Genomic DNA, 15,272 nt, shown 5'->3' with positions numbered 1-15,272 from the left:
GCGAGCTCAAATGAACCCGCCCCAATTCGTGCATGTTGTTACGCCGACTTAGAAGTCGAAGCGAACACCCATATCCGCAACGGTGTCGCCGGAAGAGTTTTGTGCAACACCACCGCGCAGCGAAACGCCGCCGCCCAGGCTATGACGGAAGCCGATACCATATGCTTCGTCGCCGCCATCGGTGTCTGCGATGCCACCGCCCGCGATCAGGCCACGGATAGAGGTCGCGCTTGAGATGTCGTAAGATGCGGAGATCGAGTAAGCAACGTCGTCGAGTGCGTCAGAGTCGGCTACCAGTACGTTGTACGAAACTGCGCCGACTTCACCGGACAGGTTTGCAACCCAATAATCGGTTTCATCCGCGTCGTCACGCTCACCATATGCCGCGCCGAAGACAACCGCACCAAAGTCATAGCTGGCACCGATTTGATAGTACGAGTTATCCGGCTGCACGCCCAGAGTATCTGGATCGGCTGGATCATCCTCTACTCCATCAGTGTCATTATCTTCTGTATAGGACGCAGCAACGGTGAAATCACCAACGCTGTAACGAACTTTAACGGTTTGCTGACGGATATCGCCCTCACCAAAGCCGTTCGCGTCGATTGCGTCACCGATGGTGTTTTCAGCTTCGATCAGATCAGTCAGGCCGATACCATGGCCAAAGTAATCTACTACATCACCGGAGTCGATAACGTCAGAAACATGGCCAACGTCCAAGCGGAAGCCGCCTACGGACACTGCAAAACCAGCTGCGCCCGGACCGCGACCAGTTGCGCCGCCAGCGTCGTCATCGTTTGTTTCCAGCTGGAAGCGGCCTTCAAATTTAACACCAGCGTCGGTTGTGGTGTTTGCTCCGATGTTCAAACGGAAGCGCTGCTCCAGGCGAGTCTCTTTGTCCGTGCCGGTCGCGCCTTCGTCATATACGAGACCAAAACGGCCGTAACCGCCAAAAGTAATTTCAGCTTCAGCTGCGGCCATACCTGCGGTTGCGATCAGCGCGGAGGTCGCGAAGAGAATCTTTTTCATGATTTTCCCTCGGGTTTAGATTTCCTGCTCAAACCCGTACGGGATGCACGACTTTGAGTACGCATTCCGTTTCGCCTTTTTCAGACGACGTGCGCAAGGATGGCCTTTTCCGACCACATCCATTCCCAATAACATGATGCACCGCTGCAACAGTAAGATTGCAGCCAAGAAATCCCGACCACATGCAATCTCACTTATTTTTACACTGTCTGGCTCACCACCTTACAGCGTCAAAACACCCACTGAACAAACACGTTTAAGATCCAGCAAGATGCCGCGATGTCTTTCACTTTTACCTAACTGTGAAAATTAGATTTCATTAACGAAATCACGTAGGCATTTTCACATGTACAACTTGTCACCAAACAAGGCTGATCACATTATTTTGATGTAAACAACCATATGTGACTTAGGTTACACATGAAGATCGAAGCAATCAATACCTAAGTTCACAAACACGTCAGAAAAAATACAAGAGGCTCCCGAAGGAGCCTCAAGCATTAGATATAATGTAAGCTTGACTTAGAAGTCGAAGCGAACACCCAAGTCTGCCAGGGTGTCGCCGTCGGTCTCTTGACCAACACCGCCACGCAGAGACACACCGCCACCCAAGCTGTGCTTGAAGCCGATGCCATAAACTTCGTCCAGCGAATCTACACCGCTGTCAGCGATAACAGCTGTCAGTGTGGTTGCAGAGGAAACGTCGTATGCAACAGACAGACCATATGCGATCTCGTCAACCGCGCTGTCCTCACCTACGGTCAAGTTGTACGCCAGCTGACCGAATTCTCCAGACACACCAATGATCCAGTAATCTTGATCTTCGAAGGTACCCGCTACAGCAACATCGGAGTCACGATCGCCATATACGATACCAGCCTGCACCGCACCGAAGTCATAACCAAAACCGATCTGATAGTATGAGTAGCCATCAGCAACGGCTACGGTTTCATTTTCCTCAGTGTAGGAGAACGCTGCTGTGAAATCACCAACAGTGTAGCGTGCTTTAACAGTGTTACGATCAATAGCTTCGTTGCCGAAACCGTTTGCGTCATGAGTAAACGCATCGGATTGTTCAACAAACGCGGTCAGGCCAACGCCGTGACCGAAGTGGTCAACAACATCACCGGAGTCCAGAACGTCAGATGTGTTACCCGCGTCCAGACGGAAGCCGCCATAAGATACCCAGAAACCGGCTGCGCCCGGACCTTCACCGGATGCACCACCGGAGGAGCCTTCACCGGTTTGCAGACGAATACGGCCACCGACTTCAACGCCAGCATCAGTTTCTGCAGTTGCGGTGATGTTGAAACGGAAGCGCTGCTCCAGACGAGTTTCTTTTTCACCTGCGGTTGTGTCCGCACCTTCATCATAGAACAGACCAAAACGGCCGTAACCGCCAAAACTTACATCTGCTTCAGCTGCTGCAACGCCAGCGGTGGCGATCAGCGCGGTCGAAGCGAAGAGAATCTTTTTCATGATTTTCCCTCGGGTTTAGATTTCCAATCCCAAACAGCACATGCCGCGCTTGTCTGAGTACGGATTTCGTATCGCAGTTTCACGAATTCCGCACAACTCTGTGAATTTGGATTCACTTTCGATCCACATGATTTGATGCAAGGATGTCACAGTTGTTACCGCCAGAACCCGGGTTTTGTTACAGAAAAATCCCACGAAACTTATCCGAGGCGCGCTGATCATTATGAACGGAAATTTAGATAATGCGATCAGGGCACTATATGTATGATGGCCACATGGCCTCGCAAAGAGTCCCCGGATAGCACGTGGAACTGGCTGGGAAGCGCGCCCGATACGTCTACGCCCGTTAAACAGACTGCCCCCACAGCTGAAGTGCACACCCTTAGCCACATTACAGTAGGCTTGCAGTAATCGGTTCAGACCATCGTGCAGCCCCTCCCCCCCCCCCTTACACCCAATACAGCCGCGTAGAATCACGCATACAGGCAGGCCGCGGAGGGCAACACTAAGAGAAAGGGCTTGTTGGACCTCTAAGTGTTGTCTAGGACTATCCGAGACCGAAATAGACGAACGGAAGCTGTCGAAATGCGTTGGTTCTTGAATGTTGCTGTGATCGCGGCTCTGACCGTAACTGCAAGCTGCGGCGTTTTTGGGCGCGGCAATGACCGCAAAACACCGGTTGAAAACACAGATCGCTTCTTGGACTCAGACCGCGCGGCCGAAGAAGGTCTTCCGGGATCAAACCGCACCACGATTTTTGACGCCTTTGGCCCAACCAAAACGGAACAGACAGTGCAGGTGAACCGTTACCTGTGGGCTGCGTCCCTGGATGTTCTGGAGTTTTTGCCTGTTCAGTCCGTGGATCCTTTTACAGGCGTCATTATAACAAACTATGGAACACCTCCGGGTGGCGGGCAATCTTATCGCGCGACGGTTCATATAAAAGACCCTGCACTGGACGCGCGCTCGCTGAATGTTTCCCTTCAAACGCGCAATGGACGCGCGGTAAGTGATTCCACGGCACGCGCAGTCGAAGACGCAATTCTGTCACGCGCACGACAGCTGCGGATTGCTGATAAGAAGCTTTGAATTCCTGCAGACAATGGTCAGCACTGGAATCACCTGAAGAACACACGTATTACAGCGCCGGGTCATGCACCCGGCGTTTTCATGCAAAGGACCGCTCAAGATGTCGCGTTACGAAGCCTCGCAAATTGAAGCGAAATGGCAGGAGGCCTGGGAAGCAGCCTCAACATTCAAAGCCAAGCGCACGGCAGATAAGCCGAAGTACTACGTGTTGGAGATGTTCCCCTACCCATCGGGCAAGCTGCATATGGGGCACGTGCGCAATTACACCATGGGCGATGTAATCGCACGTTATAAGCTGTCGACCGGTCACAACGTGCTTCATCCGATGGGGTTTGATGCATTTGGCATGCCCGCCGAAAACGCGGCGATGGCAATTGGCGGTCATCCGAAAGAGTGGACATACAATAACATCGACACGATGGTCGAGCAGATGAAGCCGCTGGGTCTGTCGCTCGACTGGTCGCGCATGTTTGCTACTTGTGACCCTGAATACTACGGCCAGCAGCAGGCACTTTTCCTCGACTTCCTGGAAAAAGGGCTGGTTTATCGCAAGAACGCCGTTGTGAACTGGGATCCAGTCGACATGACCGTTCTGGCGAATGAACAGGTCGAAAACGGTCGCGGCTGGCGCTCGGGCGCATTGGTGGAACGGCGCGAGCTGACCCAATGGTTCTTTAAGATCTCAGATTACTCCGAAGAGCTGCTGTCGGCGTTGGACAATCTGGAGAACTGGCCTGCCAAGGTGCGCCTGATGCAGGAAAACTGGATCGGCAAGTCGCGCGGCCTGCAGTTTGGATTTGAGCGCCTGGATGGTGGTGAACCGATCACTGTATATACGACCCGCCCTGACACATTGATGGGGGCTTCGTTTGTTGGGATTTCGCCAGATCATCCGATTGCCAAGCAGCTGGAAGCCGAATCGGAAGAGGTCGCAGCCTTTGTTGCGGAATGCCGCAAAGGGGGCACCACCGAAGAAGCCATTGAAACCGGCGAAAAGCTGGGGATGGATACAGGTATCCGAGTGCGTCACCCGCTGGCCCCCAATTGGGAGCTGCCGGTCTGGATCGCCAACTTTATCCTGATGGACTACGGCACGGGCGCGATCTTTGCCTGCCCGGCGCATGATCAGCGTGACTTTGAATTTGCCAGCAAATACGACCTGCCGATCATCCCGGTGTTTGAAGACCCCGCAGGCGCAGATGAGCTGACAGAGGCCTATGTGCCGACTAAGGCGGAGAAGGTTCGATACGTCAAAGGCTTTGCAGGTGATACAGAGCAAACCGGTGATGCAGGCGTCAATGCTGCTGTCGACAAGGCCGAGGCTGAAGGCTGGGGTGAAGGTGTCACCAAATACCGCCTGCGCGATTGGGGCCTGTCGCGCCAGCGCTACTGGGGTTGCCCGATTCCGGTTGTGCATTGTGACAACTGCGGCGTGGTACCCGAGAAGAAAGAAAACCTGCCGATCCAGCTGCCGGACGATGTGTCGTTCGACAAGCCCGGCAACCCTTTGGACCGTCACCCGACCTGGCGCGATTGCACCTGCCCCAACTGCGGCAAACCGGCGAAACGCGAAACAGACACGATGGACACATTTGTCGATTCGTCTTGGTATTTTGCCCGTTTCACTGCGCCCCACGCCGAAACCCCAACCGATATGGCCGAAGCCGAATATTGGATGAATGTGGACCAGTACATCGGCGGGATTGAGCACGCGATTCTGCACCTGCTTTATTCGCGCTTCTTTGCCCGCGCGATGCAGATCTGCGGCCACCTGCCTGAAAAATCAATTGAACCGTTTGATGCCCTGTTCACCCAAGGCATGGTGACTCACGCGATCTATGAAAACGCCGAGCGCAAGGATGAGAACGGCCGCACCATCTATCACTACCCCTCCGAGGTTGAAGAGCGTGACGGCGGCACCTTTGTCAAAGAGACCGGCGAGAAGATCAAAGTGATCCCTTCGGCCAAGATGTCCAAGTCAAAGAACAACGTGGTCGATCCGCTGGCGATCATCTCAGCCTATGGTGCGGATACGGCGCGCTGGTTTGTTCTGTCCGATTCTCCCCCGGAACGGGACGTTGAATGGACTGCGTCGGGCGCAGAAGCTGCCCATAAACACCTGAACCGTGTCTGGAACCTCTGCGACAAGATCGCCCAAATGGACCCCGATGCAAAAGGCCAAGGTGATGATGATCTGCTGCGCGAAATGCACAAAGCCATCCGCGACGTGACGCTGGGCATCGATTCCTTTGGTTTCAATGCATCCATCGCCAAACTTTATGGCTTTACCAACACGTTGGCGAAATCCAAAGCCGGTGCGGCGGCGCAGAAACAGGCCATCATGACATTGGCGCAGCTGATGTCGCCGATGACGCCCCACTTGGCCGAAGACATTTGGGCCCATCAAGGTGGCGAAGGTCTGATCGCAACCGCGCCATGGCCAGTCGCCGATGAGGCAATGCTGGTCGAAAACACCGTGACCATGCCGATCCAGATCAACGGCAAACGCCGGGCGGAAATTGAGGTGGCAAAAGATCTCGACAAATCCGAGGTTGAAAAACTCGCCCTTGCCCACGAAGCTGTGCAAAAGGCACTTGAGGGCAAAGCGCCGAAAAAAGTGATCGTGGTTCCAGGTCGTATCGTCAATGTCGTGGCTTAAACGCAGAACTTTAATGCTGGCTTCGCTGGCCCTCGTGATAGGGGCTGCGGGCTGCGGTTTTACGCCGGTTCACGCACCAGGCGGCACCGGGGCCGCGCTTTATGGTAATGTTCTTGTGCAGGCCCCAGAAGATGTTCCATCCAACAGTGATGTGGCGGCATATTTTCTGGTGAACGCGCTTGAACAGGAGCTTGGGCGCGGTGAAGGCGGGATCTACGCGCTAGATCTTCGCCTCAATCAATCTGTCGAAGGCCAAGCGATCACCGCCGACAATGAGATCACTCGCTATTCGGTCCAAGGCACCGCCAATTATGCGCTGCGCCGCCTGTCAGATGGCATGGTTGTGGCCAGTGGAGATGTGAACAATTTCACAGGCTATTCCGCAACCGGCTCGACTGTGGATACATTGGCCAGTGAACGTGACGCCGAAGAGAGGTTGATGGAAATTCTGGCCAATCAGATCGTAACACGTCTCTATACTACGGCTGACCTTGCAGCAGCCGGTTCTGAATGAAGCTCAACACGCGTGAGGCCGAAGGGTATTTTGCCCGACCCGACGCCGATAAGACCGGTATCCTGATCTATGGCGGGGACGCCATGCGCGTGGCTTTGAAACGCCAACAGCTCTTGGCCGCTTTGCTTGGTCCAGCCGCCGAAGAAGAGATGCGCCTCACTCGCCTTTCCGGGGCTGACTTGCGCAAAGATCCTGCTCAGGTTCTGGACGCGATCAAGGCGGTTGGGTTCTTTCCCGGCCAGCGGGCGGTTTTTGTCGACGGTGCAAATGATTCTGCATCTCCTGCCATTCTATCTGCGCTGGAAGACTGGGAACCGGGTGACGCGCAAATCGTCATTACAGCGGGTCAGCTGAAGGCATCATCGAAACTGCGCAAGGCATTTGAAGGGCACCGCAACGCCTATGCCGTAGGGATTTACGACGATCCCCCTTCACGCAGCGAGATCGAGCGCCTGCTTGGCGAAAGCGGAATTCGGGATGTCCCCGGCGACAGCATGTCCGCACTGGTTGATATAGCAAATGACATTGGCCCCGGCGATTTTGCCCGAATGGTCGAAAAGCTCTCGCTCTATAAGCATCAGGACAGCGCCCCGCTGAGCATTGACGACATCGATGCCGTTGCGCCACAATCAACCGAAGCCGCTCTGGATGATCTTCTGAACATCGTCGCAGAAGGCCGCATTCAGGAAATCGGCCCGGTGCTCGGTCGGCTGCAGGCCCAAGGAACACAGGCAGTTGGGCTTTGTATCGGCGCAACTCGCCACTTTCGCAGGCTCTATACGGTGGCATCGGACCCTGGTGGCCCGGCCCAAGGCATAGGCCGTCTGCGCCCGCCACTTTATGGAAAACGGCGCGACATTGTTCTGCGTCAGGCCCAGGGATGGGGCGCAAACAGGCTTGAGACCGCGCTAACGGTTCTCACAGATACCGACCTTCAGCTTCGGTCAGCTGGCCAAACCGCACCTGCTTTGGCGTTGGTTGAACGCGCGCTTATTCGCCTCGCAATGCTCAGCCGTTCAAGGTAGCGCTGCAACCGTCTTGAAAACCTGAAATGCTTTCCCATTTGGGATTGGAGATCACGAAGGAGACGGAAATGTACACAGTATTCGGTAACCCGCGAACCCGCACAATCAGAGTATTGTGGGCCTTGGAAGAGCTTGGGTTAGACTATGAATTAGAGCCCTTTTTGCCGGCATCCGATGAAATGAAGAACATCGTTCCCTCAGGCAAAGTTCCGGCCTTGAAAGACAACGACCTCCTGCTGAGTGATTCCAGCGCGATCCTGCATTATTTGGCAGACAAACACGGAGGGTTACTGGCATCTGCTGGAACTCCGGAACGCGCCCTGCAAGACGCAATGACATTTCGTCTCCTGGACGAGTTGGATGCCGTTGTGTGGACCGTTGCCCGCCATACCTTTGTCCTGCCAGAAGAGCAACGCGTTCCCGACGTCAGACAAAGCCTGGCCTGGGAGCTGAACCGAAACCTTGACCGGCTGGCTGATGAGGTAACCGGACCTTATCTGGTCGGCAACAGCTTTTCCGTCCCGGATATTATTTTTGCGAATTGTATTGGTTGGGCCCAAAGAGCTGAAATCGAAGTGGCCAATCCCAGAATTTTGGACTTGGCCCAAGGATTGCGGGAACGCCCTGCGTTTCAGAGATTGCTGGCTTTGCTCAAATAACGCGCAGCGGCCTGCCCGGCCCAACGTCCGGTGGCGAAACATCCTGTAAGCAAGTAGCCACCGGTTGGAGCCTCCCAATCAAGCATTTCACCGGCACAAAAAACTCCCGGTCGCCGGAGCAACATCAAATCGTGATCCAGTGCGGCCTGACACACTCCTCCAGCAGTAGAAATTGCCTCATCCATCGGCCGAAGCGACACATTGCGAATGGATAGGTTTTTGACCATTTCCACCCAGGCAGATCTCTGCGGTGAACGGTTCTCAACCATCTCATTCACAAGGGCGACTTTGACGGCGGGTAAACGCAGTGTATTTTTCAACCAATGCGAAAACCGCGCCTTTTTGGTATCTTTGGGCAGGCTGGCAATAATGGCATCACGGGTACGGTCCGGAACCAAATCAACAACCAACTGCGCCCCGTTTCTGAGGGCTGGTGTCAAACTGTAAAGGCCACCACCTTCGAGCCCACGCCCAGACAGAATCGCTTCGCCGCGACTGCTAATACCGCCGGCCTCCCACCGCACCGACTTTAGGGCTGACCCGAAATGCGGTTCCATAAAACGGCTCCACGGGATGGATAGGGCCGCATTTGTCGGCGCAAAAGGAGCGATCTCAACATCTTGCTTTTGCAAAATCTGCGCCCAATGGCCATCGGATCCGAGACGCGCCCAACTGGCCCCTCCAAGCGCAAGCACAGTGGCATCAGCCGAAATCTGGACGTCACCATCCTGGGTTTGAAAAACCAGATTTTTTCCATCCCAGCCCGTCCAACGATGACGAACGCGTCTTTCGACTCCCAAATCATCAAGCCGGGACAACCACGCCCGCAAAAGCGGTGACCCTTTCATTGCTTTCGGAAAAACCCGCCCCGTTGAACCTGTAAAAACATCCTGCCCAAGTTCAATGGCCCAACGTTGCACCCAAGCTGAATCACACTCGCGCAGCATAGGTTCAAGCCATTGCTGAGCCTTACCATAGTGACAGATCAGCTTCGAAAATGGCTCGTCTTTAGTCAGATTTAAGCCCGACTTACCTGCCATCAAGAATTTGCGCGCCACTGAGGGCTTGGCCTCCACGACCAGAACACGATGAGCCTTCCGCGCAATCTCTTCTGCAGCCATCAAGCCGGCAGGTCCTGCACCAATTACGACTGCATCCCAATGTTCTCCCATGCGCCCCTCTTGTCACTGCAGCCTGTCCCCGCCTCTATAACAAGATCAAGAGTTTTACGAGACCCGGTATGGACGACCCGATTTGCCCCCTTTGTGAGAGACCGATACCGCCAGGCGTCCCACAAAGCCTGCATCACCTGATCCCAAAACTCAAAGGTGGCAAGGGTGGTCCCGTCGTGCTCCTCCACGATATCTGCCACCGCGAGGTTCACGCGACCCTGACAGAGGCTGAGCTTGCCAGGAGCTATGCCACCATTGACGCGCTACGCGCGCACCCTCGGCTTGCGAAGTTCCTGGCATGGGTTGCAAATCGACCTCCTGAGTTTCGTTCTCGGGTTCCAGGAAAACGACGAATACGTTAGTTGCAGCTGCTGATAATTTTCCGCGCTAGCTCAGCGGGTGCTTGAACAGAGTGGCTCATCAGGTCTTTGGCCGTTGATAAGAGTGCATCGGCGGGAACGATCCGATCCAACAAACCCCATTGAAGAGCCTCTTCTGCAGGGATCTTTTGACCGGCGGCCAACACTATTTTGGTGCGAGATGGCCCAATTAGAGCCTTCATACGCACAACGTCAGAGGGCTGCGGAAGATAGCCGAGCTTCATTACCGGATAAAAGATCCTGGCGTTTGGAACAGCAATCCGAATGTCGCAAGCCAGTGCCATCCCGTTGGCGCCTCCGGCCAGCGTTCCGTTAAGCGCGGCAATTTTCAGGCAAGGAAGCCTTGCAACGGCTGCGGACAGCTCTTCCCACAAAGGTGACGTGGCAAGCCCCGATCGGGCTTCGTCCAAATCCGCACCGGCACTAAAAACCTTGCCTGTCCCAGTCAGAACCACACCCCGCGCGGATTGCGCTTCAGCCATGATCCGTACCAAATCAGCCAACATGTCAGACGTGAGCGCATTGGCTTTTTCAGGCCGGTCCAGCGTAACAATCCAAATGCCCTCGGAGTTCTTTTTAACGTGAATCAAATCAAACCCACCCGTTTGCGAATTGCCTCATCACGTAACGAAACTTCATCCCCGATGAACGCGTCTGCATCTTCTGTACACATCCACTTCAAAGCGCGTGCAGGCCAGGATGCAGGGATATGGTCTGTCCATTCCAGCGCGCTTACGGGATTTACGCCGCTCAACTTGATATCTTTCTGCATCTGAGTCGCGACGGTTCCGGGTGATAAGCCCATCGCCCTGATCCCGTTCTCTCGTTCCTCCAAATCCAAAGCACGGGTCAGCATCGCCGCTCCTGCTTTTGATGTACAATAAGCGCTCCAGCCTTCCAGCGGACGATGAGCGGCACCGGATGACACGGTTATGATCGTTCCCCCGCCAGCAGATTTCATAACGGGCAACACGGCGCGAATGCCGTTGAAAACACCCGTAATATTTACGTCAATGAGCCGGGACCACTCTGCAGGATCCGCAGCCTCCAATCGGGAAATGGGTTCGATTACCCCAGCGTTGTTGATCAATATGTCCACACCGCCCCATTTATCACAGGCTTTGGAAACAGCGGCGGAAACAGCAGAAAAATCCGCAACATTACACGCAATAGGCAAAGCGTTTGGGCCAACTTCATCTGCAAGTGCGGCAAGAGAGTCAGTATCTCGGGCTAAAAGCGCAACGCGCGCACCCGCTTCGGCAAAAACCCGCGCAGTTTCGGCACCGATCCCCCGGCTGGCCCCGGTGATCACTATAGTTTTTTCGTTGAAATCCATACGCTCCTGCTCCAAATCTTTGTCATTGTAATGTGGTAATCCGCTTAGGGGGAGTGGTCCTGTCATTGGCACCTTGCGGATCCTGTCACCGTCATAAATCTTGATCATTAAAGATCAAAAAGAAAGGTTTTCTCATGTCCGTCACTTTTTTGCGTAGCTGCAGCGTGGCTGCACTTACGATTTTCTCTGCTCAAGGCGCTTGGGCTGACGTCAGCGGGAAAGACGTCTGGGCAGATTGGAAAGCCTATGTAGAAGGATCGGGTTACACCTTCACGGCGAACGAAGTCCAAAGTGGTGACACGCTGACTGTGTCGGATTTGACTATGGAAATTGCCATCCCGGAAGAAGACGCGACCGTAAACGTTAAGCTGCCAACACTCACGTTGGTGGACAACGGCGACGGATCGGTTAACGCATCCTTCCCTGCAGCCGCATCAATCGATTTTGATGTGACTGGTGGTCCCGAAGACATAAAAGGCGAACTCACACTTCGAACGGACGGTACACCGGTTGTTGTGACCGGCGACCCGGACGACATGACCTACGTCTACGACACCGAAATGATGGAAATCGGATTTGGTTCGCTTTCGATTTCCGGCGAAGAATTGCCTCCTGAAGTCTTCAGCGCCCTTGTTAAATTGTCCGGTGTAAAAAGCTCAACCCATGCAAAACTGGGTGAAAATCGCAGCTATGACCAGACATATGACATCGCAAACCTGGTCTATGATTTTGCCTTTCAGGATCCGGAAAACGCCGAATCCAAGGGTGCATTCAAGGCCAACCTCAATGATCTGAGCTTTACCGGCACCAGCCTTATACCGATGGAATTTGACGCGACCAATCTGAAGGCCATGCTAGAGGCCGGCTCCGCGTTTGACGGTAATTTCACCTTTGGCTCCGGCCAGTCTGAGATGTCGTTTAACGATGGCTCCGAAAATTTTCAATTCAACAGCTCTTCCACAGGCGGCAAATTGGGTTTCGCCATGAGCGCGGATGAATTGAAATACAACCTGTTGCAAGCTGAGTCGGATATCTCCGTAGTCGCGTCAGAGCTTCCGTTCCCGATCGCTTTCTCTGTTGCTGAAATCGGTATGGCACTGCAGATGCCTCCGGTGGTTTCGGAAGATGACAAAGACATGGCTTTGGCGATCACGTTGCGTGACTTTAATGTACCCGAAACCCTGTGGGCCATTGCAGATCCGACAGGGGCTCTGCCGCATGACCCTGCCTCCATTGTTCTGGACCTATCTGGCAAAGGGCGTTTGCTGTTCGACATTCTGGACCCAGAAGCTGCAGCAGAGGCTGAATACGCAGGTGAGAGCCCAGCTGAAGTCAATTCCGTCAAGATCAACGAACTGCTTCTGCGTGCAGCTGGCGCTGAGCTGACCGGCACCGGTGCATTTGAAATTGACTACAATGATCTTGACTCCTTCGACGGCATGCCTGCCCCCTTGGGCGTGGCCAACCTTTCTCTGATCGGCGCAAATGGTCTGATTGATAACCTGATCAAAATGGGCATCATGAGCGACAGTGACGCCACAGGTGCACGCCTTATGATGGGCCTTCTGGCCGTTCCCGGCGAGGGCGACGACTCTCTGGTTTCCGAAATCGAGTTTAGCGCTGGTGGTCAAATCAGTGCCAATGGACAACGGATCAAGTAATCGCTTGTTCATCAAAACATCAAAGGGTCGCTGAACAGCGGCCCTTTTTTGCGATCTGCGGACTTGCGGCGGCCCCTTCAGGTAGATAGCTCTGAAAGAAGAAAAAAGTGCAGGACCCTATGACCCAAACGCCCGAGGCCTTGTGCCATGCCCTGATTGACGCCGCCAAAGCGGCTGGTGCCGAAGCGGCTGATGCAATCGTAGCTGAGGGCCAGTCCCTCTCGATTGAAGTTCACGGCGGCAAGCTGGAACATGCGGAACGTTCCGAAGGGACGGACCTTGGGCTACGTGTTTTGATCGGGAAACAACAGGCGCTGGTTTCATCATCCGATATGCGGCCAGATACAATTGTGACGATGGCCGAGCGTGCCGTTGCAATGGCTCGTGAAGCCCCCGAAGATCCTTATACCGGTTTGGCCGATGGCGACGAACTTGCACAGAACTGGGACCTGGCTGCGTTAGAACTTTTTGACGACAGTCCGGAACCTTCGCCAGAAGCTCTGAAAACAGATGCCTTGGCGGCTGAGGCAGCTGGGCTTTCGGTTGCAGGTGTGACCCAAGTTCAATCCGCGGGCGCGGGCTACGGTCGCCACACAGTACATCTTGCAACAAGTCATGGATTTTCCGGTGGCTATTCTCGGACCAGTCGGTCGCTGTCTTGTACTGCGATTGCAGGGACCGGGGCGCAGATGGAACGGGATTACGATGGCGACTCCCGGACTTTTCAATCTGACTTACGCGATGCCGCAGACATCGGGCGCACAGCCGGAGAGCGCGCGACTGCGCAGTTGAACGCGCGGCGACCTGAAACCGGCAGCTTCCCAATTCTATTTGATGAACGAATTTCATCTTCGTTGGTTGGGCACCTCTTGTCCGCATCCAATGGTGCGGCCATCGCACGTGGAGCATCCTGGTTGAAAGACATGATGGGAGAGCAAATCCTGCCGTCTTCCATGTCGCTTGTCGAAGATCCGTTCCGGCCGCGCATATCTGGCTCACGTCCGTTTGACGGTGAAGGTCTGCCAACTCAGAAACGCATGATCATCAAGGATGGCGTTCTGGCGGAGTGGACGCTTGATCTTGCCTCGGCACGAAAACTTGGCCTGACAAGCACGGGAAACGCGGCCCGCGGCATTGGGTCGGTCCCCTCTCCGGCAAATTGGAACATTCTGTTGACACCGGGTGAGTACAGCCGCGACGACTTGATCCGCAATATGGGTTCAGGTTTGCTTGTCACGTCCATGATTGGTTCAACCATTAACCCGAATACCGGCGACTATTCCCGTGGCGCATCTGGGTTCTGGGTCGAAAACGGCCAAATCCAGTATCCGGTGAATGAATGTACAATCGCCGGCAACCTCAAAGACATGCTGCGCAATATGATCGCCGCAAATGATGGCCGAACATATCTGTCGCGTGTTGTGCCTTCTCTTTTGATCGAAGGGATGACCATTGCCGGCAACTGATCTGACTTTGCTGGTAGACGCCGCAGAGAAGGCAGGCGACATCGCATGCCGGTATCACGGTCCCAACGCAAAACGCTGGGAGAAACCTGACGGAGCGGGCCCGGTAACCGAGGCCGATCTGGAGGTCGATGCTTTTTTGCGGACATATCTTCTGAGCGCGCGCCCCGATTATGGTTGGTTGTCAGAAGAGACGGAGGACACTGAGCTTCGACTGTCCAAGCGTCATGTGTTTATCGTAGACCCAATTGACGGCACCCGTAGTTTTTCTGAAGGCTCCAAAACCTGGGCCATTTCAGTGGCTGTTGCAACGGATGGCATCGTAACTGCTGCGGCTGTTTTTTTACCTCAGAGGGAGCAAATGTTTGCGGCGTCTGTCGGCAACGGAACCACTTTGAATGGAAACGATGTGCAGGTCTCACGTGAAACAGATGTCAGCTCTTCCTCGGTCTTGACTGCACGGCCAGCCCTGGAGCCACAGCATTGGAAAGATGGAAAATCGCCCGATTTTCAACGGGAATATCGACCTTCTCTGGCCTATCGATTGGCCAGCGTCGCCGAGGGCCGGTTTGATGCTATGTTGACCCTGCGTCCAAGCTGGGAGTGGGACATCGCTGCAGGAGACCTTTTGATCCGGGAGGCCGGTGGCCGCAGCACAGACCGCAAAGGTCAGGCCCTTCGTTTCAACAGTCCACATCCGCAATTAAACGGAGTGTTGGCGGCAAATGAGGCTCTTCATCAGACTATTTTGAACCGCCTGAACCCCGAAGGGCCCGGGCTGACCGCCCTTTGACACAAGGACTTTC

Annotated in this window: 14 protein-coding genes; 9 read left to right on the top strand and 5 right to left on the bottom strand. The window is 54.5% G+C overall.

Features of this window, described 5'->3' with window-relative positions:
* Window positions 1–48: 48 nt before the first annotated feature.
* Window positions 49–1,029, bottom strand: coding sequence for a porin (locus tag ACXAEW_RS06465; RefSeq protein WP_474940545.1), 981 nt, complete (start codon window positions 1,027–1,029; stop codon window positions 49–51).
* A 522-nt stretch (window positions 1,030–1,551) separates the two neighbouring features.
* Window positions 1,552–2,508, bottom strand: coding sequence for a porin (locus ACXAEW_RS06460; protein WP_474940544.1), 957 nt, complete (start codon window positions 2,506–2,508; stop codon window positions 1,552–1,554).
* 585 nt (window positions 2,509–3,093) lie between these two features.
* Between ACXAEW_RS06460 and ACXAEW_RS06455 the strand changes: the two genes are divergently transcribed.
* From ACXAEW_RS06455 to ACXAEW_RS06435, 5 genes are all read left to right on the top strand, one after another.
* Window positions 3,094–3,597 carry a DUF3576 domain-containing protein gene (locus ACXAEW_RS06455; RefSeq protein ID WP_474940543.1) on the top strand — a complete coding sequence of 168 codons (504 nt, stop codon included), beginning with the start codon at window positions 3,094–3,096 and terminating at the stop codon, window positions 3,595–3,597.
* Between the two features lie 100 nt (window positions 3,598–3,697).
* Window positions 3,698–6,256, top strand: a complete 2,559-nt coding sequence (leuS, locus tag ACXAEW_RS06450; protein ID WP_474940542.1) for a leucine--tRNA ligase — start codon at window positions 3,698–3,700, stop codon at window positions 6,254–6,256.
* Window positions 6,243–6,770: an LPS assembly lipoprotein LptE gene (gene lptE / locus ACXAEW_RS06445; RefSeq protein ID WP_474940541.1), complete on the top strand. Its 528-nt coding sequence runs from the start codon at window positions 6,243–6,245 to the stop codon at window positions 6,768–6,770. Before leuS ends, lptE begins: the two co-directional genes overlap by 14 nt.
* Window positions 6,767–7,795: a DNA polymerase III subunit delta gene (holA, locus tag ACXAEW_RS06440; RefSeq protein WP_474940540.1), complete on the top strand. Its 1,029-nt coding sequence runs from the start codon at window positions 6,767–6,769 to the stop codon at window positions 7,793–7,795. The genes lptE and holA overlap by 4 nt, the downstream gene beginning before the upstream one ends.
* Window positions 7,796–7,863: 68 nt before the next feature.
* Window positions 7,864–8,454 (top strand): glutathione S-transferase family protein, encoded by a 591-nt coding sequence (locus tag ACXAEW_RS06435; RefSeq protein WP_474940539.1) that lies wholly within the window; start codon window positions 7,864–7,866, stop codon window positions 8,452–8,454.
* Here the strand turns inward: ACXAEW_RS06435 and ACXAEW_RS06430 are convergent.
* A complete protein-coding gene (locus ACXAEW_RS06430) occupies window positions 8,427–9,626 on the bottom strand; it encodes a TIGR03862 family flavoprotein (RefSeq protein ID WP_474940538.1) in 1,200 nt (399 codons plus the stop codon). The two genes, ACXAEW_RS06435 and ACXAEW_RS06430, sit on opposite strands and share 28 nt — an antisense overlap.
* 68 nt (window positions 9,627–9,694) lie before the next feature.
* Here ACXAEW_RS06430 and ACXAEW_RS06425 point away from each other — a divergent pair, with 68 nt between their 5' ends.
* A complete protein-coding gene (locus tag ACXAEW_RS06425) occupies window positions 9,695–9,988 on the top strand; it encodes an HNH endonuclease (RefSeq protein WP_474940537.1) in 294 nt (97 codons plus the stop codon).
* On the opposite strand, the gene ACXAEW_RS06420 is transcribed toward ACXAEW_RS06425, so the two are convergent.
* Both ACXAEW_RS06420 and ACXAEW_RS06415 read right to left on the bottom strand, forming a co-directional pair.
* Window positions 9,985–10,596, bottom strand: coding sequence for an enoyl-CoA hydratase/isomerase family protein (locus tag ACXAEW_RS06420; RefSeq protein ID WP_474940536.1), 612 nt, complete (start codon window positions 10,594–10,596; stop codon window positions 9,985–9,987). The genes ACXAEW_RS06425 and ACXAEW_RS06420 overlap by 4 nt on opposite strands.
* Window positions 10,593–11,342, bottom strand: a complete 750-nt coding sequence (locus tag ACXAEW_RS06415; RefSeq protein ID WP_474940535.1) for an SDR family oxidoreductase — start codon at window positions 11,340–11,342, stop codon at window positions 10,593–10,595. Before ACXAEW_RS06415 ends, ACXAEW_RS06420 begins: the two co-directional genes overlap by 4 nt.
* A 134-nt stretch (window positions 11,343–11,476) precedes the next feature.
* On the opposite strand from ACXAEW_RS06415, the gene ACXAEW_RS06410 reads away from it, so the two are divergent.
* The 3 genes from ACXAEW_RS06410 (at window position 11,477) to ACXAEW_RS06400 (ending at window position 15,259) form a co-directional block, all read left to right on the top strand.
* On the top strand, window positions 11,477–13,003 hold the full coding sequence (locus ACXAEW_RS06410) for a DUF2125 domain-containing protein (RefSeq protein WP_474940534.1): 1,527 nt from the start codon (window positions 11,477–11,479) through the stop codon (window positions 13,001–13,003).
* 119 nt (window positions 13,004–13,122) lie between these two features.
* A complete protein-coding gene (locus ACXAEW_RS06405; RefSeq protein WP_474940533.1) occupies window positions 13,123–14,469 on the top strand; it encodes a TldD/PmbA family protein in 1,347 nt (448 codons plus the stop codon).
* Window positions 14,456–15,259, top strand: coding sequence for an inositol monophosphatase family protein (locus ACXAEW_RS06400; RefSeq protein ID WP_474940532.1), 804 nt, complete (start codon window positions 14,456–14,458; stop codon window positions 15,257–15,259). The genes ACXAEW_RS06405 and ACXAEW_RS06400 overlap by 14 nt, the downstream gene beginning before the upstream one ends.
* Window positions 15,260–15,272: the final 13 nt, after the last annotated feature.

Source organism: Epibacterium sp. ABZ3_068 (assembly GCF_056159265.1).
This window is presented reverse-complemented; position numbering and strand designations above follow the sequence as displayed.